Source organism: Burkholderia sp. IT-111MI5 (assembly GCF_949752865.1).
Lineage (GTDB): Bacteria > Pseudomonadota > Gammaproteobacteria > Burkholderiales > Burkholderiaceae > Burkholderia > Burkholderia pyrrocinia_C.
On record NZ_CATKIF010000044.1, the window covers coordinates 191,359 to 216,266 of the forward strand.

The following is a 24,908-nucleotide window of genomic DNA, read 5'->3' on the forward strand; positions in this document are numbered from 1 at the left end:
CCGCCCGTTCTGAGACTTTTTCTTCGGAGCGATCAACCCGATGAGCATCACTGCAATCAACGTGCGTAACCAGTTCAAAGGCAAGGTGAAGGAGATCATTCGCGGGCCGGTGGTGTCCGAGGTCGATGTCGAGACGCCGTTCGGCATCGTCACGTCGGTGATCACGACCCGCTCGGTCGACGAGCTCGAACTGAAAGTCGGCGCGGAAGTCGTCGCGCTCGTGAAGTCGACCGAAGTATCGATCGCGCGTCTCTGAGCGCGTGCTTCCTGCGCTGGTGCGGCGCCGGCGGGCAAGCCTGCCCGTTGGCGTCGTCCGGCGTTCCCGCAGCGCGTTTGCCTCGGTATTCGGCGTCCGGACGAAGTGTTAGGATGGAACGACACCGATGCCGGAGGGCAACGCATGACCCCCATCCTTTCCCCCGAAGCCATCGAGGCGCTGAAGTGGATCGACCAGTTCGGCGAAAGCCGGCCGGTTCCTGCCGCGTTCGGCGACGTCGTCTATGCGTTGCTGAACGAGGGGCTGATCTATCAGGCGGCGGCCGACCGCGTCGACCTGACGGCCGACGGCAAATCCTTTTTGTCCGACGAATACGACTGAGCGCACGGCGCCGGCTGCACGGGCGGCTTGGCACTGTATCGCCACGGAGCGTGCGATGGAACCGAGAGGCAGCGACCTCGGCGATTTCAGCGAGCCGTACCGCGGCTTCGAGATCGAGGTGAAGACCGAGCAGGTCTGGGACGGCGAGCATGCACACTACCGCGTGCTGCAGGGCGACGCCGTGCGGATCGACTGGCGGCTCGTCAAGGTCGACGGGTTGCTGCTGACCGAACGGCGCGTGATCGAGCGCGTGCTCGACGAGGCGCGAAGGGCAGTCGATGCGGAGCTGGGCGAGGGTGACTAGCGCAGGCGCCGGGCAGGTACGGCCCATGTTGCGGTAAAATAATTGGTTGTTTCCGCGCCGCCTGGCTTGTTGCCCGAATTTCATGTCCGTACCGTCCTCGCTTCCTCCCCGCCGCGTATCCGTCGCGCCGATGCTCGACTGGACCGATCGCCATTGCCGGTCGTTCCACCGTACGCTGACGCGCGATACGTGGCTGTATACGGAGATGATCACGACGGGCGCGCTGCTGTTCGGCGATGCCCAGCGGCATCTTGCGTTCACGCCGAACGAATCGCCGGTCGCGCTGCAGCTTGGCGGCAGCGAACGCGACGATCTCGCGCGCGCCGCGAAGCTCGGCGAGCAGTGGGGCTACGACGAAATCAACCTGAATTGCGGATGTCCGTCCGAGCGCGTGCAGCGCGGCGCGTTCGGCGCGTGCCTGATGAACGAGCCGCAGCTCGTCGCCGACTGTGTGAAGGCGATGCGCGATGCGGTGTCGGTGCCGGTTACGGTCAAGCACCGGATCGGTGTCGACGCGGTCGAGGACTACGCGTTCGTGCGCGACTTCGTCGGCACGGTGGCCGAGGCCGGCTGCGAAACGTTCGTCGTGCATGCGCGCAACGCGATCCTGAAGGGGCTGTCGCCGAAGGAGAATCGCGAGATCCCGCCGCTGAAGTACGACTATGCGTATCAGTTGAAGCGCGATTTTCCGTCGCTGGAGATCGTCATCAACGGTGGCATCAAGACGTTGGACGAGGTTGCTCAGCATCTCGAGCATGTCGACGGCGTGATGCTCGGCCGCGAGGCGTATCACAACCCGTACGTGCTCGCGGAGGTCGATGCGCGCTTCTACGGATCGACGGGCGCGGTGCCGACGCGCGAAGAATCTGAAGCGCAACTGATCGAGTACTGCGCGGCCGAACTGAAGCGTGGGACCTATCTCGGCGCGATCGTGCGGCATGCGCTCGGGCTGTATCGCGGTGTGCCCGGCGCACGCGGCTGGCGTCGCGTGCTGTCCGACAACAAGAAGCTCGCGCGCGGCGATCTGGCCGTGTTCGACGAGGCGCGCGCGCATCTGAACGAAGCCGAAGAATTTTTTGAAAAAAAGGCTTTGCAAGATTCAAAAGACTTCGTATAATCTTGCTTCTTCGCTGCTGAAACAAAAACAGCGAAGAGCAGAAGGCAGTATCAGTGGTGGCTGTAGCTCAGTTGGTAGAGTCCAGGATTGTGATTCCTGTCGTCGTGGGTTCGAGTCCCATCAGCCACCCCACAGAATTCCTAGCGGTATCAAGTAGTTAGAAACGGCACTGAGATTTTATCCAGTGCCGTTTTTGTTTTGGGATTCCACAAAATGGAATTCATAGCGCCTTGCGTTTTACGATCTTGTTTCGATCGTACGCACGCGCAGTCGTCGCCGGGTTTGCATGAAGGTCCGGCAGTGCGCCGCACTCGTTCTTATGCTGGGTCGCGTAGTACGCGTGCAGGTCATGGAACGTGAAGCGATTCGCGATGACTTTCTCCTCGAACGCTTCGTTCATCAGCTTCCCCCAAAAACCCTTGAATCCGTCGCGCGTGTAGTGCGTGCCGAACTTCGTCGTGAAGACGTACAGGTAATCCTTGTCACCGCGCACGGCCTTCAATCGATCGAGCAGAGGCGTGATCTCGATCTGCTCGATCACTTCGCCGCGCTTTTTGCCGCGCTGCTTCGCGCCTCGTGGCTATACCGCAACGATCAACGTCGCGGCGGGGTCGTATGCACCTGGCGTTGTGACCGGCGCATTCGTCGGTGCGATCGCTTCGAACTCGGTCCAAGTTGTGGCTACGGGAGCGGTCACCGTTACAAACCCGTCTGGCGTAACGCCGGGGTGTTTCTATGCAACGGGTGGCGCGCAGTTCGTGATCTCTGGGCCATTTGCGCTCGTGAACAACAATGGCGCGTCTTGTGCGCAATCGTCCAGTAGCGGCTCAATTTTGAACATCGGCGCTGGCCTGCCTGTTGGCTTCTCTGTGGGTTCGCATTTCTTGGCGAACGCAGGGGGCTCAACATCAACGCCAGCTACTCGATTGCGAATAGCGGCGGAGCTGGCAGCCATTACAACGTCGCCAATGCCGGCCTGATGTCGATACGGTACTGTCGGATCCGGTGGTGGCATCACCGTGGCATTTGCGGCCGCGAACGGCTTGAATCAGATCACGACGTCTGGCGTGACATTCAGCGGCAGCGCGGTCGCTGGGACTCGGTACATCTCGAACACGAACTCCGTCATCGGCACGAATGGGGGAGGCACAAACTACTTCCCGGGATCGACCGCAGGATCGACCTCGACTGGAGGCAAGTACCCGTGGGTGAATGTTGCATCGCAAAGCAACCGGCTCGCGGCTTGCGTTAGTATTCGGTCAGACGATTTGCGAAATAGCATGGAAAAATTCTGACACGATACATGGGGGGGCAAGATGCCGGTTGCATCATCGAACGAAGGGCGGTTATTCGGACGCTTTACTGAAAAGCTGGGGCGCGCTGCTAAGGGCGTCGGAAGTCGGCTGATAAAGCGCACGCGAGCAGATAATGCGTGGGATCGGCTTATGGACGAAGTCCAACATAAGCGATTCGTCGAGAACCATGCAAGCTCCCTTCAAGGAATGCATGCTTATTACAACAGGCGAGTCGTCGGACACGAGAACCTCCACTATCTGCATTATTTTCTGCAAAAGTATCTCGCTGGCCGATCCAATCTTGCGATTGGGAGTTATGGTTCAGGGGGCGGCCATCTTGAGCGCACTCTTATTGACATGGGTTTCCCGTGTGCACTGATTGAAGGGTTTGAACTCAACCCGAGATTGGTTGAGGCGTCAAATATCAAAGCGGCTGAAATCGGTGCTCATTATCTCAAGTACTTCGAGTCAGATCTCAATAATCCGAATTTGCCAGTCGGTCGGTACGACGTCGGGATTTTCTTTCACTCGCTCCATCATGTAGAGCGAGTAGACGAGTGCTTAGCTGCCGCAAAAGAATCGCTGAAGGACGATGGTTTGTTATTGGTCGTCGATTTTGTCGGTGCGACACAACACCAATGGACCGATCAGCAGCTTGCCATCGCTCAGGGTCTTTTGCAGGCGCTCCCAAAGCGTTATCGCGTAGTCGGCAAGAGGCAGCAAGTTAAAAGTAAGCTCAGGCGGCCGAGCATTCGCGAGGTTGTTCGCGCGGATCCGTCCGAGGCAATCAGATCTGAGTATCTTCTGCCGGCACTGCGTGCGCAGTTCAACGAGCTCGAGTTGAAGTCGCTCGGTGGCACGATTCTCAATCACGTTTTTGGCGATATTGCCGGAAATTTCGACGAGGAGCGCGAAGAAGATCGTCGGTTAATCCGCATCCTGCAGGATATGGAGCAATGGTTTGAGGAGGCCGGCTACCTTCCTCCGGATTTTGTTTTTGGTGTTTATTCTAAGAAATAAACGGAATTCATGATTTTCAATAAGCCGCCAATCTGGCGGCTTTTTATTTTATTTTGGTTCTGTGAGAGGTTGTATTTTTCGACATCACCAATTGGTACTGGATTGTCTGAGACGATGAATTGCAGGTGTGGTCGAGCTGGAACGCTAAGTTTGTCGACATCACGGACGACGAGTATATGACGTGGCTGGACGCGGGTGGTGAACCGACGAAAATCGACGCCATCAACAGTCTGGGCGAGACGCTCTTTGCACAATTTCCGGCCGGCGCCCCTCAAACGGTGGCCGTTGTACGGGCGAAGCGTGACAACACGCTTGCTGCATGTGACTGGATTGCCGTCCGACAGGCAGATACCGGCACGCTCTCCGACGCGCAATGGGCCGCATGGAAAACCTATCGTCAGGCACGCCGTGACCTCCCGGCTCGGAAGAGATTCCCGGCCGATGTTGTGTGACCGATCGCCGGTTGCGACGAACGGCGAATGGGCTCAATTCTCCTCGGTCATTTACGCGGCTGGCGGGACGCGCATTTCGTTTAGCACGACATTCAGCAGTGTCACCGGCAGCCCCGCCTATACAGCCTCGTTCAACGTCGAGCAGTTGCAGTGACGTCGGGTGCCCCCTGCTTCTCGATCAGTGCGGTGAAGCTGGGCAGCAGGAGCATGTTCGAGTAGTAGGTGAGGTGATCTCCGTCGAACAGAATCGGCTTGCCATCGTGATACGCATGGCATTCCGATCCGGGACAGAGCGTCGGAAGTGGGTCCCAGACTTCGACGCCCGGAACCGAGCGCTGCATTTGCGCGTAGGACGCGAGGATCGGCGCGCGCAGCTCGTCGAGAAGGGGGTGCGGGACGGACATGCCTTTCTCGCAGATCGGATTGTTGCGGTTGAACCAGTCAGCACAGCGATACGGGATGCTCTCGAGCATTGGTGTCGGCGCCTCGAACACAACGCGTGCGCCACGCGCAGCGAGTTGCTGCAACACCGGGACGGCGCGCTGCACGCCGTCATCGCGACCTTGCTGCGCCGCCGCGCTGAACACGGTGTTCTTTGCGGCATCGACGCCGAATACGGCCCATTGATCGACCATGCGCGGCAGGCGCAGGGACGCGAGCAGCACGACGTCGCCGGGTTTGATCTTCGGCAGCATGTCGGCAACGGCGGTGTCGCCGAATGCCTTGCAGGTATCGTCACGACCAGGCATCCACGCTTGCAGGCTGATGAACGGGCAGCCGCCGACGTTGTAAGCATAGATCGTCGCGCCGGTGCGCGCGGCAAGCTGTTTCAGCATCCCCGAGTACGCCATCGCGTGCGAATCGCCGAGCACGAACACGTTGTGCGCGAACGTCACCGGAGCGTTGCATGCCGAGCGCTCGTTGACGAAGACGAGGCCACCGTCGAAGGCGCGCGCTGATGAGGCGACGCTGCATCCGTTGTCGGCGATCACCTGGCTCGGCCCCTCCGGATACCAGAGATCCATGTTTCGCGTGACGGTGCTCAGCGAGATGTTGGTCTGGTTCGATGCGACGGCCGTCGAAACCAGATAGCCCGACGCCACCAGCACCAGGCCTGCGCCGATCATGGCCGACTTCCTGGCGCCGCGCGCTGCCTTGCGGGGCGGCTGCTCAACGAAGTGGAAGGATGCGATCGACAGAACAACGGTCAGAAGGATGGCGACGATCTGCCATACAGGCGAATCGAGTCCGACCGTCCAGCGAAACAGAACGAAAACCGGCCAGTGCCAGAGGTAAAGCGAGTACGAGATTTTCCCGATGAAGACCAACGGGCGACGCGTGAGCAGCAGAAACGCCACGCCGCCGCGTCGTCCGTGCAGCGCGCCGAGAACGAGCGCCGTGCCGGCGACCGGCAACACGCATGCCGGAAACGGCGCGGCCTCGGGGCGCGCGAGAATCAAGCCGAGTCCGAGGGCAACCAGACCGATGTCGCTGGCCACCGCGAAGCGAGGCCGATACCGGCTCTCGTTATCGAACGAGTGCCCGCGTGCGTGCATGACCTGAAACAGCAGCACGCCGATGCCGAGTTCCCAGAAGCGGGACCACATCATGTAGAAGGCGCGCGTTTCGTCCGTGCGGCCGAGCCAGATCGCGCATACGAACGACGCTACTAATGCAGTCACGAAGATCGCAACGGAGAGCGCGCGGCGGCCGCGCAGCCACAGAACAAACAACCACGGGAATACCAGATAGAACTGTTCTTCGACAGCGAGTGACTAGGTGTGTGTGAATGGGTTGAATTCCGCTACCGGCGAAAAGTAGTTCCCTGTGTTGGCTGAGAGAATGAAATTCGACAGGCCCAGGAACGCGAACATGCCGGTCCGCTGATTCGATGACGAAAGCCACGCTTCGGGGATGAACAGCGCGGAAGCGATGAACGTCACAAGCAGCATGACGACGAGCGCCGGCGTGATACGCACCAGGCGCCGCGCGTAGAAGTACGACAGGAATTTGCCGAGGCTCAGGTTGCCGAGTTCGCTCACCGACATCGCCACGACGAATCCGGAGATCACGAAGAACACGTCGACGCCCGCGAAGCCGCCCGGAAGCCACTTCGGATTCAGGTGGTAGACGATCACGGACAGGACGGCAATGGCGCGCAATCCATCGATATACGCGGCATGGAATGGCTTTTTTTCCATAGGGGCAGAGCAACAGGCGGGAATTGGTAATCGGCCGTAATGGTAACTGAATAACAACCATCGACCGCCTAAGTGCGTTTTTTCGCCTTGCGGGGCTTATGAACCACCATGCACACGCACAAGCGGGCGACATAGTGTCGCCGGGGGCCGCGTCTCGGATCCGGAGAATTGATCTGGGCACCTCTCAGGTAGCGACGTTACGTGCAGCAGCCCGTTTCGAACGCGATCCGTTCGTGGGGCTAAGGTTTGCACGCGCCGTGCCGTTATCTTTCGAGGACAGCCCTCGTGCCTCGAATGCTGATCCGTTTGCTTGCCTGCTCGCGCGTCGCGTGAGCAGGCTTTTTTCGTTTACGGCGACGGGAACCGGAAATTTGGCGGAATAGCGCAGGGATTTGGCACGAACCGACAAAGCGCAACAGTCTTGCATGCGTGTAATGTGTCGTCTTCCTCGTGCCCTCATGCCTTGCAGGGCCGTTCGATCCCGGCGACCAGTGAAGGTGTCGGGATTTTTTTTGCCTGCACGCAAATGTCCCGGCGGCGAACCGTCGCGGCATGCATGTTTCAAGGAACGGTATATTTTGCGACGAGACATTCCGATCAAGAGAACAAGCAGAAGGAGTTGCCAACCGATGCCGGAAACCCGGACCACGCTTCGCGTCGCGACAGCGCACGACGCGCCCCTCATCGCCCGCCTGCACACCCTGAGTTGGCAAACCGCATACAGCCATATCCTTCCGGCGGCCTATCTGTCCGACGAGGTGCCGGCGGAACACGCGGTCCGATGGCGGAAATATCTCGATCGCAATGAAAATGAGTGGGGCCTCGTGTTGATCGCCGAATCTGATGGCGAGCCCGTCGGCTTCGTCAGTGCCGAACGCCCGGTCGATCCGGCGCGCGGCGTGCTGCTCGACTGCCTGCACGTCCATCCTTCGCATCACGGCAGCGGTACGGGCAAACGCATGATCGAAGCCGTTCGCGCGTGGGCCCGGACGATCGGCGTGGACAAGGTCCATCTGTCGGTGCTGGAGGGCAACGTGCGCGCGATCGGCTTTTATGAGCACAACGGCTGGCAACTGGCGGGTATCGAAACGAGCCGGATCGGCCAGACGGAGGTCACCGATCGGATCTACGCGATACAGGCCTAGCGGCTTGCCGCGATCCGAACGAACGGCCGCACGATATGCAGCCATTCCCGGGCGAAAGCCGAACTTGCTCGTCTGTTACTCGCCGCAATATCGCACGAGCAAATCGGCCTCCGTCTCGTGCACCTCGACGGGCAGGGTCGTCGCACCTGCATAGGCAAGATAGCGTGCGCGATGCTGGCCGTTGCGGAATGACGCGACGCCGACTTTCGACAGGCCGGGGATGCCGAGCAGCGTTCGCGTTCTTGTCTCGCGAAACGTGATGAACGGCATGTCCGGAATCTTGTCCTGGTCCGGATCGAGGAATTCGCGAATACCCGCGGCTTTTCCGGGAGCCCAGTACTGGACAGACGGCAGCACATAGTCGGTGGTGTCGCGGTCGGCGCATGTCAGCAGTTTCGTCAGGTCGATCGTCACGACCTGATGTCGCGAGTCGTCGGACGGGAATACCCGCTTGAGGTGCGTATAGGCATAGGGGGCGTGCCCGGGAAGCTGGATGATCCAGACATCTACGCCATTCAGTTGTGCGCGGGCGAGCGTCATTATTTCCTCTGGTGGCGCAAGCGGTCTTCGTGGCCGGAGTTTAGCAGCGCGATTACGACAGCGGTGCAGGTCGATACCCGGAATAGGAAAACGGAGCGATTCGCAGCGGAACCGGATGTGCAGAAGGCGCGATTGGCAAAGCGGATGCGGTCATGCGTCGGCGGTCGATATCGACAGGTCGTGGGAATATCGCGATACTTCCAGCGGAAAGGACGCGCCGCGCGCAATTCACGCATGCTTCATACGGCGTCGCGAAGCCGGACAGGCGCGGATCGTCAAAAGAACAGAGAGGACAGATTGACCGGAGAAAACCATGTCGTCGAAACTTGAAATCGAATATCTCGATTACTGTTTCACGGCGACGCTCGAAATCAGGGAGTCCGGTCGGACGGGCGTTGTCGACCGAAAACTGGAATCCGATTCGCGAAGCAAGACACTTGCGTGGATCGTGTTCGATCGCTTTCTCGAGCGGAATGACTTCGCCGATGAAGAGGATGCGCGTGCAAATATCGTCGACTGGCTGGAGCGGCTTGCCGACCCGAGGTCCGGCGCGTCGGCCGAAATTGCGAAGGCAAACGCGGTTGCCGCCGGGGCGGCGTCAACAAGCTCATCGACTGCCGAAATCGTCGGCGAAACGGTCATTGAAATCGTCAGCGATGTCGACTGGATCGATATGGTCGCCGACTGGTTTTCCAGCAGCTCGCCATAATGACGAAACCGGGTTTTTTCTGATGCAGGGTATTGCGTTCGTGAAACATGGTTTCACGAAAAACGGTGCGAGAAAATGAAGCCGAAATCACGGCTCTCGAAAAAATAGAATAATCCTGCTTTGACATCACTCGCGACTTACCGGAAACTGGGCCGCTTCTGAAAAACGTCCACTTGAACTAAAACAAAATAGAACTCCAAACATGAATAGAAGAACGCTGCCGACGGCCGGCGCGATCGTTGCCGCTGCCGGTCGCAGGTCTTGCGCTCGGACCGCGACGCCACGCGGCATGCGGACCTGCCTGACGCCGCCACCTTGTCGACAAAGGGTGAGTTGCCGCACAGACCGTCGCGCGGCCCGCGATCACAATTTGGCCGGTTGACCGTTCTTCCCCGGCCCGGTCAACTGTTTCCCCGCTCGCTCGCGCAGGAGCGGGGGCTTTTTGCCCGCCCGACGCCGGAGAGCTGCGTCGGCGGAACCGGACAGGCGTTCGGCAGGCTGCGCAATCGAACCAGGCGCCCCCCGACATCCGTTCGCCTGATCCGCACGAATCGCTTTCCTCGTGCCTGAGCGAACCCTCAGGCCCATCGCCGGTTTCGGCCAGCGATGCCTTGATCCCGGCAGCGCGCAGCAACGCTGCCGGGATGTTTTTTGCACATGACACGTAGCGTCACGTCGTACGCAGCGGGCATGTCGACCCGCTCAATCAGCCTGTTCGACGCTGGTTTCCCATCCGTCGTACTCCCCTCCGAGCGAACGCACCTCGCGATTGATCGCGATCGTGTGGCGCGTGATGTCGGCCAGCGCCATCGTGCCTTCGTGCGAAAACCGCACGGCCGACTTGCCGTCTTCCGTCGGCGCGACCGATTCGACCGGATAACCTTTCGCTTCGGCCCAGTCCGCGAACTGGTGCGCGTCGCTCGGGTCCGGGAAGTACGCCCAGTGCATCACGCGCCGGTTCACGTCGCTGGCGTCGCCTTTCTGCCGCAGCGCATCCAGCACGCGCATGTCGCGCATGATTTGCCAGTCGTCGTCGGTCGGGTAAAGGGTCTGCCAGTATGCTTCCTTGTCCGGATCGTCCTGGTGTGCGTACTGCAGCGCGTAGGTTGTCTGTTCGGCCAGCGAGTCGACGAGCTCCGCCGCCGCCGCTTCGTCGAACGGCACGTAGAAAAGGAAATCCCGGTTGCCGTCGACGGTGATGCGGCCGACCTGCACGCCGCCTTTCGCGGTGATCGTGGCGTCCAGCAGATCCTCGATCTTCGTGAGGTCGGCGAACTCGTCGCCGGTCGGCAGGCCTTCGGGCGTCGGGTGCGCGAAGGGGACGCGCACGCTGAGCAGCGACGTGCGCGGATCGCCTTCCGCGATTTCCGCAAAGCTGTGGTTGAAGCTGATGAAAGCCTGATGGTCGCCCATTCTGGCAGGGAAGGTTCCCCAGGCGTCGGTCATGTATTTCTCCCGTACACGATTGTCTGTTGACGGTTTCAAAGCGTCCCAATGTATCATCGAAAATCGCGTTCGCCGGAGAGGCGCGCGTGATGGCAGCCTCGCGGGTAACGTATGCGAGATCCGGGGCTGCCCGTGATCCTGCGCATTTGCGTGACGGGCCGCAAAAGCGGACCGCAAAAAATTCGAAGGAGATTCCGATGTCGATGTTTGCGGTGAATGGTGTTCGAATCGATCCGCTCAGCGCGCGCGTGACGCACGTGCGCTGGGCGGCCGTGAATCCGGCCGACCGGTCGTGGGCGGCGGCACCGAGCGAGGCGCCGGTGGCGGAAGTGGCGCGCGCACTCGCGTCCGGCAACGATGTCCGCGCGATCTTCTCGGCATCGGATGCCACCGCGATCGGGCCCAGGCTGAAACGCGTGCTGTATCGCGATGCGTCTGAAGGCATCGAACTCGACATCGATGCGACGAGCGAGTCGCGCACGTTGCGGGATCTTCCGCAGATCTGACCGGAACGACGCGTGCCGGCGGTAGCGGGCGCCGCCGCATTGATTGCGGCACCCGGCCGAAAGGCCGCCCACACAACGTCGAACGCGAGGAGTAGTATCGAATAACCGTCGTACTGCATTGCCGATCGCGCCGAACGGTTTGACGGGCCGTGGGATGTGCGACGGGCCGGTACCCAAAGCGAATGGCGCAAACGCGCACGAGACCATGTCCAGACCTGTCATCGCCCCGTTGGCATCCGCGCTTTGTCTGGCGCTCGCTGCCTGCCAGACCGCGTCCAGGCCGACGCCTGTGCAGCCGTCGCCCGAGACCGCGTCGGCGGCCGTTCCGGCGTCGTCGCCGGCAGTGCCGATCCGCGGCATCGGCCAGGCGCCTCAGCTGGCAGGGCAGAGTCACTGGGCCGTCGGTCAATGCACGACCAACGGCACCGTCAAGGTGTGCAATTGACCGGTGCTGACTGAACGGTGCCCGTTCCCTGCGAACGAAAGATTGTTGGTGCGCGGAAACGCACGACGTTCTCGACCGCAACGATTTCCCGTCGCCAATCCCTGTTTTCCGGCTCGTTCGCAGAGCCTTGATATGGCGCCCGATCTCGATGGGCCGATTGCCGTCGAAGCGAGTAAGCGAACGATGAACGACGAACGCGAAACGAACGATTCCGACCTGCACGTCGATCCCGTCGCGGGAACGGTCATCGGCCCATTGCCGGTAACGCTGGCGGTCGACAGCCGGAGCCTGAAAAGAAGGGCAATCGCGTGCGCGGTGCTGGCCGCGGCGAGCCTGTGCGGTTATGCGGCCGCCCCGACGCTCTGGCCGGTCGCGGCGCTGGCCGTGCTTCTGGCGCTGGCGGGTGTCGCCTTCTTCGTCTCGTCGCGACGCAAGATGGCGCTGCATGTCGACGAAACGGGTTTCAGGCTGATCGGCTCCGCACGCGAAAAACCCGTCACGCAATGGCGCGACGTCACCGAGTTCCGGATCATCCGCGTCGCCGGAAATCGTTATATCGGCTACCAGTTCTCCGCGCATTCGTCGCGCACCAAGATGCCGGGCGGCGTGATGCTGCCGATCGCCCGGTTTGCCGATCTTCCGCTCGACGCGGTGGCCGGGTTGCTGGAAGCATGCCGCCGGCAGTTCGGCGGGCAGGACGACCGGGCCGACCGAACGGGCTGATTGCGCCCGATGAGCGTGACCTGAGCGACCCGGCACTCAAGAAAACAAAAAAATGTCGGGCGCCGTGTCGATTTCCGCCGGGTTCGTCCGTCGTGGTATCGGAGGCGTGCGCATCGCGCGTCCGTCCCGTTTCCCGATACGACAACCGACTGAAGGAGCGACACCTATGGCCACGTCCGTCAAACCGATCCCGGAAGGGATGCGCACGCTGACGCCGCACCTGATCTGCGCCGGCGCGGTAGCAGCCATCGACTTCTACAAGCGCGCATTCGATGCGAGCGAGCAGTTTCGCCTGCCGATGCCTGACGGCAGGCTCGCGCACGCGTGCCTCGCGATTGGCGATTCGACACTGATGCTGGTGGATGAAATGCCCGAGCACGGCGCGCTCGGGCCGAAGGCGCTGAAAGGCACTGCCGTCTGCCTGCACCTGTACGTGCCGGATACCGATGCGGCGATCGCGAAGGCTGTCGCGGCCGGCGCGACGGTGACGATTCCGGCCGCCGACATGTTCTGGGGCGATCGCTATGGACAGGTCGAGGATCCGTTCGGGCATCGCTGGTCGCTCGCGACGCATCAGCGCGACCTGACGCCCGAGCAGATCGCGGAGGCGATGGCCAGCGCACCGCCGTGCGGAAGCTGACGCAGCCAGGCAACCGCGGTTGAACGACGGGGCGGCGGCAGGCGCCGCCCCGGTTCGCCCGCGGTCAGGCGCCGGCCGTCGTGCCGCGCTGCTTGTGCTCGTACATCCGGTGGTCGGCCGATGCGTGCAGGTCGGCCACCGTGCGATGGTGCGCGGAATCGCAGGCGACGTTCCCGACGCTGAACCGGATCGCGTAGCCGCGCGCGTCGGCCATGTTGCGCAACGCAAGCGCTTCCGCCACGCGTTCGACCGGCTCGGCGACGTCGGCCGGTTGCATGGGTTGTCTCTTGTCCCGGCAGCAAGGCCGGTCATCGGATCGTATGCGCATGATTCGGCGCGTCGCCAGGCCGCAGGTCCTGCGACGGGCGTTTTCGGCTCCGCACGGATCGATGAAGATGCGGCGAGAAGCGTGCGCCATGGGCCAGCGTCGTGTCCCGATGCGGAATCGTTTGCGCGATGCCTCAAGGTGCTCGCCGCGGTGCCGTAAACAGGACGAGTCCAATCGTTCATCGCATCCCATCGCACCATGGTTCGAATCCTGTACGCGGGGTATCTCGCGTTTGCGCTGTATCTCCTTTACCCGATGGTTCAGAACACGCTGACATTCAGCACGGATTGCGTGCGCAACGCGCTGCCCGGCGGCGCCCACGGTTTGTCGACGTCGGCGGCAAGCGGCGTGGACGGGCACGCGAACCGCTGTGTGCCGACCACGCAGGTTGGTGCCGCGACCGCGCGCTTGCCTGAAATCCATTGAGCGGGGAGGACCGTCGCGCGTATCGTTCGATGCGCGACGCGGCGTGCTGGCCATTTGGCCGAATTGATACCCGCGCCACGCTCGACGATCATCGGTAACACGGCGGATCGAATGCGACGTGTCGAGGGCCGTGCGAAAGCGCGGCGTGGTCAGTAGCTGGAGCGGTACGGCGTGCCCTGGTCGAAGCGGCTTTGCCAGTGCGTGAGGTAGCGTGACGCGAGTTGCGGATTGTTCCACACCACGACGACGTTCTCGGAATTGCGGCTGGCCGCCGACGCAGAGTAGTTGAACGAACCGGTCTCGACGTGCTCGGCGTCGATCACGAGGTACTTGTCGTGATGGATTGCATAGGCGTCGATCGTGCGCGTCGGGATGCCTGCGTTGATGAGCAGGTTCAGTGCCTGCTTGCTGCTCTTCGCGCGATTGCCCTTGTCGTCGACGACCACGGCGACATTGACGCCGCGTCGCTTGGCAGCGAGCAGCGCGCGCGTGACGGGCGGCGACGTGAACGAATACGCGGCGACGCGAATCGAGCTGCGCGCGGCGCCGATCGCTTTCAGCACGAGTGCCTCGGCGCCGCCGTCGGGCGAGAACGCCGATTCGACAACCTGTGTCGCGGGTGCTTCGTGGGTAGGCGCCGGCAGCCATCGCGACACAAGGTCGATCGCCTGCTGAAGCAGCGATTCACTTTGCGTCTTGCCGAAGGCGGCGAACGGTGTAGCGAGCAGGGAGGCGGCGAGGCAGGCAGCGGCGAGGCGATTGCGCGACAACATCTTGGACAGCGAACAATTTCGAGACAGCGGGCCGTGAGTGTAACGCAGACGCGGCGGCGCGGTCACGCGCGGATGCGGATGGATTGTCCGCGCGACGATCGCTGGCGGTGGAGGCGATGACGCAAAGTTGCGTTGCGAGGCATCTGCGTGTGCGATCAGGTCGATCGATGGATGTCGCTGACGACGGCGTGCGATTGCGCGTGCCGTTGCGGGACATCGGCGTGCAGGCAAGGCTCGCGTGCAGGTGAACGGGCTCGGTGCGGCCCGTGACGGAAGCTCGCATGCAAAGCGCGGTTCGTGCGCGTCAGGCAGTCGTGCGCATGCCGCGCGTCAATCCTCGACCGCCGGCGTCCCGGTTTCGTCGGGCGCGATCCATCCGGGCCCGGGCTCCGGCTGCACGTCGCGTGCGTCGAGCGGTTCGCCGCAGGCCGAGCACACGGTAACCGCATGCATCAACTGGCCGCAGGCACGGTGACGCAATTGCACCGGCGGCCCCTGGCCGTCGTCCTTCCAGCGGTCACCCCACGCCATCAGCGCGAGCAGGGCCGGGTACAGGTCGAGGCCTTTTTCCGTCAGCCGGTATTCGAAGCGCGGCGGGCGCTCCTGATATGCGCGCTTGACCAGCACGCCTTCGTCGACGAGCCGCGCGAGGCGTTCGGCCAGTACATGGCGCGTGAGGCCAAGCTGTGCCTGGAACGCGTCGAAGCGGCGGCAGCCGAGGAATGCGTTGCGGAGGATCAGCATGGTCCAGCGGTCGCCGAGTACGGCGAGCGTGCGCGCGACCGAGCAGTTCAGCGTGCCGATGTCATCCCATTTCATCGTCGAGTCTCTTGCGTCTTGCGGCGGTTCAGCGAAATAGCGGGTTCGATTATAGAACCCGCCTTCGGTTGCAACGGGCGCGGCTGCGTTGACAACGGGCGGCATCGTTGTCGATAATGAGTTCCAATTTAGAACTTACTCGCGCGGCGACGTGCTTTCAACCCGGAGACAACCCGATGAATCCGCTTTCCCTGTCTGGTCTCGATCTGCTGCGTGCCGCGGCGGTGGGCGATGTGCCGCTTGCGTCGATCTCGGAGACGATCCCGATGCGTCCGCTGGACGTCGAACTCGGCTATGTGAAATTTTCGGCGCGAGCGGATGGTCGGCACCTGAATCCGCTCGGCGGCGTGCACGGCGGGTTCGCCGCGACGGTGCTCGATTCGGTCACGGGTTGCGCGGTGCATTCGATGCTCGACGCGGGTGTCGGCTACGGCACGGTCGATCTGCATGTGAAGATGCTGCGGCCCGTGCCGCGCGACGTCGACCTGATCGCGGAAGGGCGCGTGATTCACCTGTCGCGTTCGCTGGGCGTCGCGGAGGGCACGCTGAAGACGCCGGACGACAAGATCGTCGCGCATGCGTCGGCGACCTGCTTCATTCAGCGGCCTCAGTAACGAACGGCGGCAGGCGTGGCCGGCTGCGGGAGGGTGCTACGGACGTGCGACGCAGGTTGCAAGGCCGTTGCCCGCTCATTCATGGCAGAGCCGAAGGCCGCCTGTAAGCGCACGCGGCGCACGTCTGAAGCGATCGCTTCAATGTGATAGCGTTCCTGCTTTCCACCGACGCGACAGGAACAGCATGGAATACCGCACACTCGGCGATTCGGGCATCGAGGTCAGCCTGGTCGGTCTCGGCACGATGACGTGGGGCGAACAGAATTCGGAACGCGACGCGCACGAGCAGATCGACTACGCGATCGGGCAGGGCGTGACGCTGATCGATGCCGCGGAGATGTATCCGGTGCCGCCGAAGCCCGACACGCAAGGGCGCACCGAGCAGTACATCGGCACCTGGCTCGCGCAGCATCGCGCGCAGCGCGACCGGATCGTGCTTGCCACGAAGATCGCGGGTCCGGCACGGCAGCCGCACAACCCGCGCCATATTCGTGGCGAAGGCAACCAGTTCGACCGCAAGAACCTGACCGAGGCGCTCGACGGCAGCCTCAAGCGGCTGCAGACCGACTACGTCGACCTCTACCAGCTGCACTGGCCCGATCGCAGCACGACGACGTTCGGCCGTCCCGCGTATCCGTGGGTCGACGACGCGTACACGGTGCCGATCGAGGAAACCCTCGGCGTGCTCGCGGAATTCGTGAAAGCCGGCAAGGTGCGCGCCATCGGCGTGTCGAATGAAACGCCGTGGGGCGTCGCGCAGTTCCTGCGCGCGGCCGAGAAGCTCGGGCTGCCGCGCATCGCGAGCATCCAGAATCCGTACAGCCTGCTGAACCGCACGTTCGAGAACGGGTTGTCGGAATTCACGCATCGCGACGGCGTCGGCCTGCTCGCGTATTCGCCGCTCGCATTCGGCTGGCTGTCCGGCAAGTACGAGAACGGTGCACGCCCGGCCGGTGCGCGCATCACGCTGTTCGAGCGTTTCCAGCGCTACAGCAAGCCGCAGGCCGTCGAGGCGACGTCGCGCTACGTCGCGCTCGCGAAGCGTCACGGGCTGTCGCCCGCGCAGCTCGCGCTCGCGTTCGTCAACAGCCGGCCGTTCGTGCGCAGCAACCTGGTCGGTGCGACGTCGCTCGAGCAGTTGAAGGAGAACATCGGCAGTATCGACGTGAAGCTGTCCGACGAGATCCTCGCCGAGATCGACGCACTGCACGAACAGCAGCCGAACCCGGCGCCGTAAACGGCGTGCGGCCCGCGCGGCAGCGATGCCGCGACGGGCCGCATCGGCGCGCCGTCGTCGGTTGCGTTACCGCATCTTGAGCCGCGTGCGCGCGACGAACAGCGCGGCAAGGCTCAGCAGTGCGCAGCCCATCAGGTAGAACGCCGGCGACAGCCGGTTGCCGGTCGTGCTGATCAGCCAGGTGATGACGAACGGCGCGAAGCCGCCGAACAGCGTGACGCCCGTGTTGTAGCTGACCGCGAGGCCCGTCGCGCGCGTCTGCGACGGAAACAGCTCGGCCATCAGCGCCGGCAGCGCGCCGCAGTACATCGCTTTCATCGCACCGATCCAGACCAGTGCGGCGAGCATCGTCGCGAACGACGCGTGACGCGTGAGCCATGCGAACGTCGGCCACACGGTGACCAGCATCAGGACGGCCGCGACCGCCATCATGCGGATCCGCCCGGTGCGATCGGACAGATGGCCGACGACCGGCGTGACGAGCGTCAGCACGAAGCCGGTCGCGAGCGTCGCCGCGAAGCCCGTCGATGCGGGCAGCCCGAGCTGCTTGATCGCATAGGTCGGCATGTACAGCACCATGTAGTTGATCGCGGTCGAGATCACCAGCGCGCCGATCGACAACAGCAGCCGCAACTTCTGGTCCGCGAACAGTTCGCGCACCGGCGCTTCGGAGCGTGCCTGCGTCTTGAACTCGACGCCTTCGTCGACGTAGCGGCGGATGTACAGCCCGACCGGGCCGATCGCGAGACCGAACAGGAACGGCACGCGCCAGCCCCAGCTTTCGAGTTGCGCGGTTGTCAGCGTGGACGTCAGCAGTGCGCCGAAGCCCGATGCGAGCAGCGTCGCGAGGCCCTGGCTCGCGAACTGCCAGCTCGACATGAAACCGCGCCGCTGCGGTGAGTGCTCGACGAGGAACGCGGTCGAACTCGCGAATTCGCCGCCCGCGGAAAAGCCCTGCATCAGCCGCGACAGCATGATCCCGAGCGGCGCGAGAATGCCGATCGATGCGTAGGTCGGCATCAGCGCGATCAGCAGCGTACCGGCCATCATCATCGCGATCGACAGCAGCAGCGACGCCTTGCGGCCCGCGCGGTCCGCGTACGCGCCGAGCACGAAGCCGCCGATCGGCCGGATCAGGTAGGACAGCCCGAACGTGCCGAGCGTCAGCATCAGCGAGGTCGCTTCGCTCGTCGCGGGGAAGAACAGCTTGGCGATCGTCACCGCGAAGAAGCCGTAGACGATCAGGTCGAACCATTCGAGTGCGTTGCCGATCGACGCCGCGAAGATGATGCGCCGGATCTTCGCGGCGCTGGGGCGGGCGGCTTCCTGCGAGGTCAGGGTGGTCGTATTCATCGTGTGTGCAGGTCCCGAGAAAGGGGCGAAGCGCGTTACAGGGTGGCGCCGGCCGCGGCGGGCGCCGCGCGGCGAACGGGCGGCGCGTCGTCGCCGAGATCCCAGAAGAGGCCGGCCATCATCTGCAGCCCCTCGCTGACGACGCTCGCGAGCAGGTGCTCGTCGGGCGCATGCTGCGAGCACGCCGGGTACGAGTGCGGCACCCACAGCGTCGGCAGCCCGAGCGTGTCGGCGAACACTTCGTTCGGCAGCGTGCCGCCGAGATTCGGCAGGATCGCGGGCTTCTTGCCGGTGGTCCGCGCCAGCGACGCGACGGCCCAGCGGACCCACGGATCGTCCGGCGGCACGCGCGTCGCCGGTGCGCCGCGCTCGATGTCGATCTCGATGTCGCCGAAACCGTGCGCATCGAGGTGCGCGCGCAGGTGCGCATGCAGCGCTTGCCAGTCGGTGCCGACGACGAAGCGCAGCTGGCAGTGCGCATACGCGGCGGGCGGGATCGCATTGACGGGGTGCTCGGGGTTGCCGGCCTTGAACGCGAGGATCTCGAACGTGTTCCAGCCGAACACGCGCTCGGCCGCGGACAGGCCGGGCTCGCCCCAGTTGGCGTCGAGCGCCGGATCGCCGGGGCCGCCGCCGACGGAAAGGTCGGCGAGCGTGTCGCGCACGACGGCCGGGATCGGCGGTGGGCGCAGCCCCGCGACGCGAATCGCGCCGCGCGCGTCGACGAGGCTCGCGAGCGCATGCGCGAGCACGATCGCCGGATTGCGCAGCAGCCCGCCCCAGTTGCCGGAGTGGTGCGCGCCGTCGCGCGCGCGCAGGCTCAGCCTGAAGTTGACCGAGCCGCGCGAGCCGAGGAACACGGTCGGGCGCGCGGCGGCGATACGCGGGCCGTCGGACGCGATCAACACGTCGGCCGCGAGCGCGTCGCGCTCCTGGCGGCACAGCGCGTCGAGGCCCGGCGACCCCGTTTCCTCGCCCATCTCGATCAGCAGCTTCGCATTGAAGCCGAGCCGGCCGCCGCGCGCGTCGAGCACGCTCGCCAGCGCGGCCAGGTTGATCGTGTGCTGGCCCTTGTTGTCGGCGCTGCCGCGGCCATACCAGCGGTCGCCGTCGGCCGTCAGCGTCCACGGCGACAGCGGCGCGCGCCACTGCGCGTCATAGCCGCGCACGACGTCGCCGTGACCGTAGATCAGCACGGTCGGCAGCGCGTCGTCCTCGTGGCGTGACGCGAGCAGGAACGGGCCGCCGCCGTCGACGGGATTGTCGACGATCCGCGACGTGAATCCGAGGCGGGCGGCCTCGGGCGCGATCTCGTCGGTCAGGTACGCGCGCAGCGCGGCACCGGTGCCGCTTTCCTGGCTTTCGGTGCGCAGGCCGACGCGGCGGCTCAGGGTCGTGAAGAACGCACCGGATTCGAACTGGTTCAGCGCGTGCTGGATGGCGGCGGTACGGCTCAAGTCGGGCTCCTCTGTCGGGCTGGCGGCGTGCGCGGATCGCGCGTGCAGCGTGAAGTGCGATCGATTCTAGGAAGCCGTTTTTTTTGTCACAATGATCGAATTTCGAACCTTTCTTTGCCGAAAAGGCAAAGCAGCGCGGCCGGGAACGGCGCGGAGACAGAACGATGGCGGCTTTCCTGCATGGCCTGGCGCTGCGGTATTTCGTCGAGGTGGCGCGCACCGGCTCGATCAGCGACGCATCCGCGCGGCTGCACGTGGCCGTGTCGGCGATCAGCCGCCAGATCGCGAAGCTCGAAAGCGAGCTCGGCGCGCCGCTGTTCGAGCGCCGGCCGCGCGGGATGGCGTTGTCGGAGGCCGGCGAGCGGCTGCTGGCCTTCGCGCAGCGCAGCCTGCTGGAGGCCGAGCATGTGATGAAGGACATTGGCGGGCTCGACGCGCTGCACGGCAGCCTGCTGAAGATCGCGTGTTCGGAGGGGTTCGCGATCGATTTCCTGCCCGGCGCGCTCGCGAGCTTCAAGGCGCGCCACCCGGGCGTCGATTTCTCCGTGTGGGTCGTGTCGCCGGCGGACGCGACGCGGCGTGTGCGCGACGGCGACGTGGACGTCGCGCTGACCTTCAGCCTCGCGCCGGAGAAAGGCGTGCGCGTCGAGCACACCGAGCGCGCGCCGATCTTCGCGCTGGTGCGGCATGACCATCCGCTCGCGGCGCGCGCCGCGGTGTCGCTCGCCGATGTCGCGCGGCATCCGCACGTGCTGCCCGAGGCCGGCACGACGGTGCGCCAGTTGATCGACATCGCGTGCGCGCTCGACGGGCTGCTGCTCGAGCCCGAACTGACGAGCAACAACACCGCGGCGATGTACGGCTATGCGCGGCGCACGGGTGCGGTGATGTTCACGGGGCTGCTGTCGGTGCGCGACCGCTTCGATGCGGACGGGTTCGTCGTCGTGCCCGTGACGAACCCGCAGCTTCGCGAGCGCAGCATCCAGGTGCAGACGATGGCGGGGCGCGATCTGCCCGCGTCGGTCCGGGCGTTCCGCGACCATCTGATCGACGCGATGCAGGTCGCATCGTCGCCGCCGGCCGCCGCGCGCGGCCCGAGACGCCGGCCCGTGAGATAATCGTCAATCCGCCTTCCGCGCCCATGCGGCTCACCGAGCCGCATCGCCCCTGTTCGACGCCAAATTGAAGAACCTGATTGTCACCCTCGATCGCGCCGGCGAGTTCGACGAGATCATCGACGTGCGCACACCGCTCGAGTTCGCCGAGGACCATATTCCCGGCGCGCTGAACGCGCCCGTGCTCAGCAACGAAGAGCGCGTGCTCGTCGGCACGATGTACCGTCAGGTGTCGCCGTACGAGGCGACCCGCGTCGGCGCGGCGATGGTCGCGCGCAACATCGCGCGCCATCTCGACGCGACGTTCGCCGACCGTCCGCGCAACTGGCGGCCGCTGATCTACTGCTGGCGCGGCGGCAAGCGCTCGGGCTCGATGACGGCCTGGTTCAACCTGATCGGCTGGCAGGCGCGCCAGCTCGACGGCGGCTACAAGGCGTATCGCCGCTCGGTATGCGCGACGCTCGACACGCTGCCGACGCGCTTTCGCTATATCGCGCTCGTCGGCCACACGGGCTGCGGCAAGACGCGCCTTTTGAACGCGCTGCGCGACGCGGGGGCGCAGACGCTCGATCTCGAGGCGCTCGCGTGCCATCGCGGCTCGCTGCTCGGCGCACTGCCGGGCACGCCGCAGCCGGCGCAGAAGGGGTTCGATTCGGGGCTCGTCGAAACGCTCGGACGTTTCGACCCCGAATGGCCGGTGTTCGTCGAATCGGAAAGCCGCAAGATCGGGCTCGTGCAGTTGCCGATCGCGCTGATCGACGCGTTTCACGCGGGGCCGTGGGTGCAGGTCGAAGCGGCGCACGACGAGCGCATCGCGTTCCTGCTCGACGATTACGGCCACCTGTTCGACGAACCGGCCGCGTTCAAGGCGCAGCTCCATCGGCTGATCGGCCTGCACAGCCGCGAAGAGGTCGCGCACTGGAACGCGCTGATCGATGCGAACGCGCGGGCCGAACTGTTCACCTTGCTGATCGACAAGCATTACGATCCCGCTTATGCGCGCACCTACCGCACGGCATACGGCAAGCCGAACCGGGCGCTGACCTTCACTTTCCGGCCCAACGCGGCCGACGCGCGCGATCAGGCAAGCGCGCTGCTGGCCCAACTCGCGCAGGCCGGGCTGCCCGCGTCGGCCGCGCTTGCGGCAGGCGCGAAATCCGAAACCGATAAAAACCAATCGACGACTACACGATGACGACCACACGCACCCAACCCAATCCGGCCCTCGGCTGGATGACTTTCCTGCTGATCGCGGTCGCGGGACTGTTCTATGTGAAATGGTTCCCGTACTACAACAAGGCGTTCGTTGCCGCCGAGCACCATTCGATCGGCCAGTCGATCCTGATGGGCACGTCGGCGGCCGCACCCGAGCCGTCGCTGAAGGCCGCGCTCGACTACGCGTGGGCGTACGGCAAGGCAATCTGGCAGGCGATGGTACTGGGCCTGCTGCTCGGTTCGGCCGTGCAGGCGCTGCTGCCCGCGCACTGGGTCGCGCGCGTGCTCGGCCGCACGGGCTTCGGCAGCGTCGCCGCGGGCGGCCTGCTGTCGCTGCCCGGGATGATGTGCACGTGCTGTGCGGCGCCGGTTGTCGCGGGGCTGCGTGCGCGCCATGCGTCGCCGGGCGGCGCGGTCGCGTTCTGGCTCGGCAACACGGTGCTGAACCCGGCGGCGCTGGTCTTCATGGGCTTCGTGCTCGGCTGGCACTGGAGCGCGCTGCGCCTCGTGCTCGGCATTGCAATGGTGTTCGGGATCGGCTATCTGCTGAACCGCATTGCTCGCCCTGAAGACCGCAGCATCGACGATGCGCAGCTCGCCGCGCTGGCGGCCGAACAGGCGGCGGCCGGCAATCCGTTCGTCCGCTGGATGAAGCTGCTTGCCCGCATGGCCGTGCGACTCGTGCCCGAATACATCGTGCTCGTGCTGCTGCTCGGCGCCGCGCGCGCATGGCTGTTTCCGCATATCGGCCCGGACATCGGCAATCATCTCGGCTGGATCGTCGCGTTCGCGGTCGCGGGCATGCTGTTCGTGATCCCGACGGCGGGCGAGGTGCCGATCATCCAGGCGATGCTGTCGCTCGGCATGGGCGTCGGCCCGGCCGCCGCGCTGCTGATGACGCTGCCGCCGATCAGCGTGCCGTCGCTCGCGATGCTCGCGCGTTCGTTCAAGCCCTACATGCTGGCGATCGTCGCGACCCTCGTCGTCGTGTTCGGGATCGTGAGCGGCTTGCTCGCGATCGCGTTCGGGTTCTGACGCGCGAGAGCGGCGCGCCGGGCGGGCGCGATCGTCGTATTCATCCGGCGCCGCGGCTTCACGCGTGCGGCGCCCTTTACAAGAAGCAAACAGGAAAACGCATGACCCAACCGAAGATTCATCCTCGACTCGAAAAGGCGCTGACGCGCGGCGATCTCGCGATCCGCCAGGCCAATTCCGCGCGGGCAACTGCCGTGCTGAACGCACTCGGCACGATGATCATCGAGGCCTCAGCAACGATCGGCGTCGATGCCAGTATCGACATTCCGCAGGGCGACCGCATTTACGATCCCGTCAACGGCCTGTGGCCGCAGAAGATGCTGGTGTCGTTCGACGGCCCGGTGGACGAAGCCGACAAGGAAGAACTGCGCTCGGTCTACCTGGTCGCCGACGATCCGGGCACGCAGTTCCGCGTCGAATGGCATCGCGCGGACGGCAAGCTCGGCCGCCAGGAAGGCGGCCCGCTCGCGACCGTCGCGTTCCTGACCGACGTCGAGATTCCGTGGAGTGACGACGACGAGTAACGTCGTCGCATGAAGCCGGCGCCGCGCGCGCCGGCCGTCAGCGCATCATCCGCCGCCGGAACAGCCACGCGGACAGCAGGAATCCGCCGACCGCATAGCCGGCGAGCACCGCAACGTGCAACGCGACGTCCGTCGCGGGCCGGCCGAGCATCGCGGGCCGGATCAGCTCGACCGCGTTCGCGAGCGGCAGCGCATGCGCGGCGTGCTGCGCGACCGGCGGCAGCTGTGTGATCGGGAAGAACACGCCCGACAGCAGCAGCATCGGCGTCAGCACGAGCGTCTGATAGAACATGAAGAAATCGTAGGACGGCGCGAGCGCCGTGACGATCATCGCGACGCTGGCAAACGCGAGGCCCGCGAGCGCGATCACGGGCAGCGCCGCGAGCATCGACGGAAACTGCGCATAGCCGAGCGCACCCGCGACGAGCATGATCGCGGCCCCCGACAGCATGGCCTTGCTGGCTCCCCAGACGATCTCGCCCAGCACGATGTCGCCGAGCGCGAGCGGCGTATGCATGATCGCTTCCCAGGTGCGCTGCACGTGCATTCGCGAGAAGCCCGAATACATCGATTCGAAGCTCGCGGACATCATCACGCTCGACCCGGCCGTGCCGGCCGCGAGGAACGCGATATACGACACACCGTCGACATGGCCGAGCATCAGGCCGAGCCCGAAACCGAGCCCGAACAGATAGATCATCGGATCGGCAAGATTGCCGAACATCGACGCGAGCGCGAGCTTGCGCCAGACGAGATAGTTGCGCCGCCATACGGCGACCCAGTTGGTTGCGTTCGCCGGCATCGCGATCGCGAAGCGTGACTCGCGCGGCGGCGCCGAAGGTGCGGTGGTGGAATAGTTGCGGACGTCCAT

The 24,908-nt window shown here is 64.3% G+C and carries 29 protein-coding genes, 1 tRNA gene and 1 pseudogene; 20 read left to right on the forward strand and 11 right to left on the reverse strand.

What is annotated here, in order from left to right; all coding sequences use genetic code 11:
- Positions 1-40: 40 nt before the first annotated feature.
- The 5 genes from ACM6JT_RS25560 (at position 41) to ACM6JT_RS25580 (ending at position 2,151) form a co-directional block, all read left to right on the forward strand.
- Positions 41-256, forward strand: a complete 216-nt coding sequence (locus tag ACM6JT_RS25560) for a TOBE domain-containing protein (protein ID WP_006400187.1) — start codon at positions 41-43, stop codon at positions 254-256.
- Positions 257-400: 144 nt separating this feature from the next.
- Positions 401-598 (forward strand): hypothetical protein, encoded by a 198-nt coding sequence (locus ACM6JT_RS25565; RefSeq protein WP_011351863.1) that lies wholly within the window; start codon positions 401-403, stop codon positions 596-598.
- A 55-nt stretch (positions 599-653) separates the two neighbouring features.
- Positions 654-902, forward strand: a complete 249-nt coding sequence (locus tag ACM6JT_RS25570) for a hypothetical protein (protein WP_072441576.1) — start codon at positions 654-656, stop codon at positions 900-902.
- 130 nt (positions 903-1,032) lie between these two features.
- The gene (gene dusA / locus ACM6JT_RS25575; RefSeq protein WP_034184087.1) at positions 1,033-2,019 is read left to right on the forward strand and encodes a tRNA dihydrouridine(20/20a) synthase DusA; all 987 of its coding nucleotides are present in this window, start codon (positions 1,033-1,035) and stop codon (positions 2,017-2,019) included.
- Between the two features lie 56 nt (positions 2,020-2,075).
- Positions 2,076-2,151, forward strand: a tRNA-His gene (locus ACM6JT_RS25580).
- An 88-nt stretch (positions 2,152-2,239) separates the two neighbouring features.
- On the opposite strand, the gene ACM6JT_RS25585 is transcribed toward ACM6JT_RS25580, so the two are convergent.
- Positions 2,240-2,560, reverse strand: a complete 321-nt coding sequence (locus tag ACM6JT_RS25585) for a hypothetical protein (RefSeq protein WP_414857549.1) — start codon at positions 2,558-2,560, stop codon at positions 2,240-2,242.
- A 904-nt stretch (positions 2,561-3,464) separates the two neighbouring features.
- Between ACM6JT_RS25585 and ACM6JT_RS25590 the strand changes: the two genes are divergently transcribed.
- Positions 3,465-4,334, forward strand: a complete 870-nt coding sequence (locus tag ACM6JT_RS25590) for a class I SAM-dependent methyltransferase (protein WP_414857550.1) — start codon at positions 3,465-3,467, stop codon at positions 4,332-4,334.
- 125 nt (positions 4,335-4,459) lie between these two features.
- Complete coding sequence (locus ACM6JT_RS25595) at positions 4,460-4,786, forward strand: phage tail assembly chaperone (protein WP_152603994.1); 327 nt, start codon at positions 4,460-4,462, stop codon at positions 4,784-4,786.
- A 131-nt stretch (positions 4,787-4,917) separates the two neighbouring features.
- Here ACM6JT_RS25595 and ACM6JT_RS25600 read toward each other — a convergent pair whose 3' ends face one another.
- Together ACM6JT_RS25600 and ACM6JT_RS25605 are read right to left on the reverse strand one after the other, a co-directional pair.
- Positions 4,918-5,913: an SGNH hydrolase domain-containing protein gene (locus ACM6JT_RS25600; protein ID WP_414857651.1), complete on the reverse strand. Its 996-nt coding sequence runs from the start codon at positions 5,911-5,913 to the stop codon at positions 4,918-4,920.
- A 72-nt stretch (positions 5,914-5,985) separates the two neighbouring features.
- Positions 5,986-6,987 (reverse strand): annotated as a pseudogene (locus ACM6JT_RS25605) (acyltransferase family protein); the annotation flags it as partial.
- Positions 6,988-7,616: 629 nt separating this feature from the next.
- Between ACM6JT_RS25605 and ACM6JT_RS25610 the strand changes: the two are divergent.
- Positions 7,617-8,132, forward strand: coding sequence for a GNAT family N-acetyltransferase (locus tag ACM6JT_RS25610; protein WP_414857551.1), 516 nt, complete (start codon positions 7,617-7,619; stop codon positions 8,130-8,132).
- A 75-nt stretch (positions 8,133-8,207) separates the two neighbouring features.
- Here the strand turns inward: ACM6JT_RS25610 and ACM6JT_RS25615 are convergent, their stop codons facing one another.
- Complete coding sequence (locus tag ACM6JT_RS25615; protein WP_034184092.1) at positions 8,208-8,672, reverse strand: plasmid fertility inhibition factor family protein; 465 nt, start codon at positions 8,670-8,672, stop codon at positions 8,208-8,210.
- Positions 8,673-8,985: 313 nt separating this feature from the next.
- Between ACM6JT_RS25615 and ACM6JT_RS25620 the strand changes: the two genes are divergently transcribed.
- On the forward strand, positions 8,986-9,381 hold the full coding sequence (locus ACM6JT_RS25620; RefSeq protein ID WP_034184093.1) for a hypothetical protein: 396 nt from the start codon (positions 8,986-8,988) through the stop codon (positions 9,379-9,381).
- 702 nt (positions 9,382-10,083) lie between these two features.
- On the opposite strand, the gene ACM6JT_RS25625 is transcribed toward ACM6JT_RS25620, so the two are convergent.
- Entirely contained in the window at positions 10,084-10,827 is a 744-nt protein-coding gene (locus tag ACM6JT_RS25625; protein WP_034184094.1) for a DUF695 domain-containing protein, read from the reverse strand.
- Positions 10,828-11,024: 197 nt separating this feature from the next.
- On the opposite strand from ACM6JT_RS25625, the gene ACM6JT_RS25630 reads away from it, so the two are divergent.
- From ACM6JT_RS25630 to ACM6JT_RS25645, 4 genes are all read left to right on the forward strand, one after another.
- Entirely contained in the window at positions 11,025-11,333 is a 309-nt protein-coding gene (locus ACM6JT_RS25630) for a phosphatidylserine/phosphatidylglycerophosphate/cardiolipin synthase (RefSeq protein WP_034184095.1), read from the forward strand.
- A gap of 205 nt (positions 11,334-11,538) precedes the next feature.
- The gene (locus tag ACM6JT_RS25635; protein WP_131946880.1) at positions 11,539-11,778 is read left to right on the forward strand and encodes a hypothetical protein; all 240 of its coding nucleotides are present in this window, start codon (positions 11,539-11,541) and stop codon (positions 11,776-11,778) included.
- Between the two features lie 183 nt (positions 11,779-11,961).
- Positions 11,962-12,501 carry an aspartyl-tRNA synthetase gene (locus ACM6JT_RS25640; protein WP_414857652.1) on the forward strand — a complete coding sequence of 180 codons (540 nt, stop codon included), beginning with the start codon at positions 11,962-11,964 and terminating at the stop codon, positions 12,499-12,501.
- 166 nt (positions 12,502-12,667) lie between these two features.
- Positions 12,668-13,141: a VOC family protein gene (locus ACM6JT_RS25645; protein ID WP_034184096.1), complete on the forward strand. Its 474-nt coding sequence runs from the start codon at positions 12,668-12,670 to the stop codon at positions 13,139-13,141.
- Positions 13,142-13,205: 64 nt separating this feature from the next.
- On the opposite strand, the gene ACM6JT_RS25650 is transcribed toward ACM6JT_RS25645, so the two are convergent.
- Complete coding sequence (locus tag ACM6JT_RS25650) at positions 13,206-13,418, reverse strand: diguanylate cyclase domain-containing protein (RefSeq protein WP_414857552.1); 213 nt, start codon at positions 13,416-13,418, stop codon at positions 13,206-13,208.
- 249 nt (positions 13,419-13,667) lie between these two features.
- Here ACM6JT_RS25650 and ACM6JT_RS25655 point away from each other — a divergent pair, with 249 nt between their 5' ends.
- Entirely contained in the window at positions 13,668-13,895 is a 228-nt protein-coding gene (locus ACM6JT_RS25655; protein ID WP_034184098.1) for a hypothetical protein, read from the forward strand.
- A 149-nt stretch (positions 13,896-14,044) separates the two neighbouring features.
- Here the strand turns inward: ACM6JT_RS25655 and ACM6JT_RS25660 are convergent, their stop codons facing one another.
- Both ACM6JT_RS25660 and ACM6JT_RS25665 read right to left on the reverse strand, forming a co-directional pair.
- Positions 14,045-14,668 (reverse strand): phospholipase D family protein, encoded by a 624-nt coding sequence (locus tag ACM6JT_RS25660; protein ID WP_105393102.1) that lies wholly within the window; start codon positions 14,666-14,668, stop codon positions 14,045-14,047.
- A 330-nt stretch (positions 14,669-14,998) separates the two neighbouring features.
- A complete protein-coding gene (locus ACM6JT_RS25665; protein ID WP_217589708.1) occupies positions 14,999-15,487 on the reverse strand; it encodes a winged helix-turn-helix transcriptional regulator in 489 nt (162 codons plus the stop codon).
- A 176-nt stretch (positions 15,488-15,663) separates the two neighbouring features.
- On the opposite strand from ACM6JT_RS25665, the gene ACM6JT_RS25670 reads away from it, so the two are divergent.
- Together ACM6JT_RS25670 and ACM6JT_RS25675 are read left to right on the forward strand one after the other, a co-directional pair.
- Positions 15,664-16,101, forward strand: coding sequence for a PaaI family thioesterase (locus ACM6JT_RS25670; RefSeq protein ID WP_047900588.1), 438 nt, complete (start codon positions 15,664-15,666; stop codon positions 16,099-16,101).
- 184 nt (positions 16,102-16,285) lie between these two features.
- Positions 16,286-17,338, forward strand: coding sequence for an NADP(H)-dependent aldo-keto reductase (locus ACM6JT_RS25675; RefSeq protein ID WP_034184102.1), 1,053 nt, complete (start codon positions 16,286-16,288; stop codon positions 17,336-17,338).
- 66 nt (positions 17,339-17,404) lie between these two features.
- On the opposite strand, the gene ACM6JT_RS25680 is transcribed toward ACM6JT_RS25675, so the two are convergent.
- Together ACM6JT_RS25680 and ACM6JT_RS25685 are read right to left on the reverse strand one after the other, a co-directional pair.
- The gene (locus tag ACM6JT_RS25680; RefSeq protein WP_034184103.1) at positions 17,405-18,691 is read right to left on the reverse strand and encodes an MFS transporter; all 1,287 of its coding nucleotides are present in this window, start codon (positions 18,689-18,691) and stop codon (positions 17,405-17,407) included.
- Between the two features lie 35 nt (positions 18,692-18,726).
- The gene (locus ACM6JT_RS25685) at positions 18,727-20,148 is read right to left on the reverse strand and encodes a M20 family metallopeptidase (protein WP_414857554.1); all 1,422 of its coding nucleotides are present in this window, start codon (positions 20,146-20,148) and stop codon (positions 18,727-18,729) included.
- 164 nt (positions 20,149-20,312) lie between these two features.
- Here ACM6JT_RS25685 and ACM6JT_RS25690 point away from each other — a divergent pair, with 164 nt between their 5' ends.
- From ACM6JT_RS25690 to ACM6JT_RS25705, 4 genes are all read left to right on the forward strand, one after another.
- Positions 20,313-21,266: a LysR family transcriptional regulator gene (locus tag ACM6JT_RS25690; protein ID WP_105393104.1), complete on the forward strand. Its 954-nt coding sequence runs from the start codon at positions 20,313-20,315 to the stop codon at positions 21,264-21,266.
- A gap of 64 nt (positions 21,267-21,330) precedes the next feature.
- Positions 21,331-22,458, forward strand: a complete 1,128-nt coding sequence (gene mnmH / locus ACM6JT_RS25695) for a tRNA 2-selenouridine(34) synthase MnmH (protein WP_414857555.1) — start codon at positions 21,331-21,333, stop codon at positions 22,456-22,458.
- Positions 22,455-23,513: a permease gene (locus tag ACM6JT_RS25700; protein ID WP_027809855.1), complete on the forward strand. Its 1,059-nt coding sequence runs from the start codon at positions 22,455-22,457 to the stop codon at positions 23,511-23,513. Before mnmH ends, ACM6JT_RS25700 begins: the two co-directional genes overlap by 4 nt.
- Positions 23,514-23,614: 101 nt before the next feature.
- Positions 23,615-24,037 carry a hypothetical protein gene (locus ACM6JT_RS25705; protein WP_011351887.1) on the forward strand — a complete coding sequence of 141 codons (423 nt, stop codon included), beginning with the start codon at positions 23,615-23,617 and terminating at the stop codon, positions 24,035-24,037.
- A 37-nt stretch (positions 24,038-24,074) separates the two neighbouring features.
- Here ACM6JT_RS25705 and ACM6JT_RS25710 read toward each other — a convergent pair whose 3' ends face one another.
- Positions 24,075-24,908 carry an ABC transporter permease gene (locus tag ACM6JT_RS25710; protein WP_105393106.1) on the reverse strand — a complete coding sequence of 278 codons (834 nt, stop codon included), beginning with the start codon at positions 24,906-24,908 and terminating at the stop codon, positions 24,075-24,077.

Coding starts and splice junctions, on each gene's coding strand:
- ACM6JT_RS25665 (WP_217589708.1), bottom strand. CDS start 15,487: ATGAAATGGGATGACATCGGCACGCTGAACTGCTCGGTCGCGCGCACG.
- ACM6JT_RS25570 (WP_072441576.1), top strand. CDS start 654: ATGGAACCGAGAGGCAGCGACCTCGGCGATTTCAGCGAGCCGTACCGC.
- ACM6JT_RS25620 (WP_034184093.1), top strand. CDS start 8,986: ATGTCGTCGAAACTTGAAATCGAATATCTCGATTACTGTTTCACGGCG.
- dusA (WP_034184087.1), top strand. CDS start 1,033: ATGCTCGACTGGACCGATCGCCATTGCCGGTCGTTCCACCGTACGCTG.
- ACM6JT_RS25590 (WP_414857550.1), top strand. CDS start 3,465: ATGGACGAAGTCCAACATAAGCGATTCGTCGAGAACCATGCAAGCTCC.
- ACM6JT_RS25690 (WP_105393104.1), top strand. CDS start 20,313: ATGGCGGCTTTCCTGCATGGCCTGGCGCTGCGGTATTTCGTCGAGGTG.
- ACM6JT_RS25705 (WP_011351887.1), top strand. CDS start 23,615: ATGACCCAACCGAAGATTCATCCTCGACTCGAAAAGGCGCTGACGCGC.
- ACM6JT_RS25680 (WP_034184103.1), bottom strand. CDS start 18,691: ATGAATACGACCACCCTGACCTCGCAGGAAGCCGCCCGCCCCAGCGCC.
- ACM6JT_RS25650 (WP_414857552.1), bottom strand. CDS start 13,418: ATGCAACCGGCCGACGTCGCCGAGCCGGTCGAACGCGTGGCGGAAGCG.
- ACM6JT_RS25660 (WP_105393102.1), bottom strand. CDS start 14,668: ATGTTGTCGCGCAATCGCCTCGCCGCTGCCTGCCTCGCCGCCTCCCTG.
- ACM6JT_RS25615 (WP_034184092.1), bottom strand. CDS start 8,672: ATGACGCTCGCCCGCGCACAACTGAATGGCGTAGATGTCTGGATCATC.
- ACM6JT_RS25635 (WP_131946880.1), top strand. CDS start 11,539: ATGTCCAGACCTGTCATCGCCCCGTTGGCATCCGCGCTTTGTCTGGCG.
- ACM6JT_RS25565 (WP_011351863.1), top strand. CDS start 401: ATGACCCCCATCCTTTCCCCCGAAGCCATCGAGGCGCTGAAGTGGATC.
- ACM6JT_RS25655 (WP_034184098.1), top strand. CDS start 13,668: ATGGTTCGAATCCTGTACGCGGGGTATCTCGCGTTTGCGCTGTATCTC.
- ACM6JT_RS25610 (WP_414857551.1), top strand. CDS start 7,617: ATGCCGGAAACCCGGACCACGCTTCGCGTCGCGACAGCGCACGACGCG.
- ACM6JT_RS25670 (WP_047900588.1), top strand. CDS start 15,664: ATGAATCCGCTTTCCCTGTCTGGTCTCGATCTGCTGCGTGCCGCGGCG.
- ACM6JT_RS25640 (WP_414857652.1), top strand. CDS start 11,962: ATGAACGACGAACGCGAAACGAACGATTCCGACCTGCACGTCGATCCC.
- ACM6JT_RS25600 (WP_414857651.1), bottom strand. CDS start 5,913: ATGATCGGCGCAGGCCTGGTGCTGGTGGCGTCGGGCTATCTGGTTTCG.
- ACM6JT_RS25645 (WP_034184096.1), top strand. CDS start 12,668: ATGGCCACGTCCGTCAAACCGATCCCGGAAGGGATGCGCACGCTGACG.
- ACM6JT_RS25710 (WP_105393106.1), bottom strand. CDS start 24,908: ATGGACGTCCGCAACTATTCCACCACCGCACCTTCGGCGCCGCCGCGC.
- ACM6JT_RS25560 (WP_006400187.1), top strand. CDS start 41: ATGAGCATCACTGCAATCAACGTGCGTAACCAGTTCAAAGGCAAGGTG.
- ACM6JT_RS25675 (WP_034184102.1), top strand. CDS start 16,286: ATGGAATACCGCACACTCGGCGATTCGGGCATCGAGGTCAGCCTGGTC.
- ACM6JT_RS25625 (WP_034184094.1), bottom strand. CDS start 10,827: ATGACCGACGCCTGGGGAACCTTCCCTGCCAGAATGGGCGACCATCAG.
- ACM6JT_RS25700 (WP_027809855.1), top strand. CDS start 22,455: ATGACGACCACACGCACCCAACCCAATCCGGCCCTCGGCTGGATGACT.
- ACM6JT_RS25630 (WP_034184095.1), top strand. CDS start 11,025: ATGTCGATGTTTGCGGTGAATGGTGTTCGAATCGATCCGCTCAGCGCG.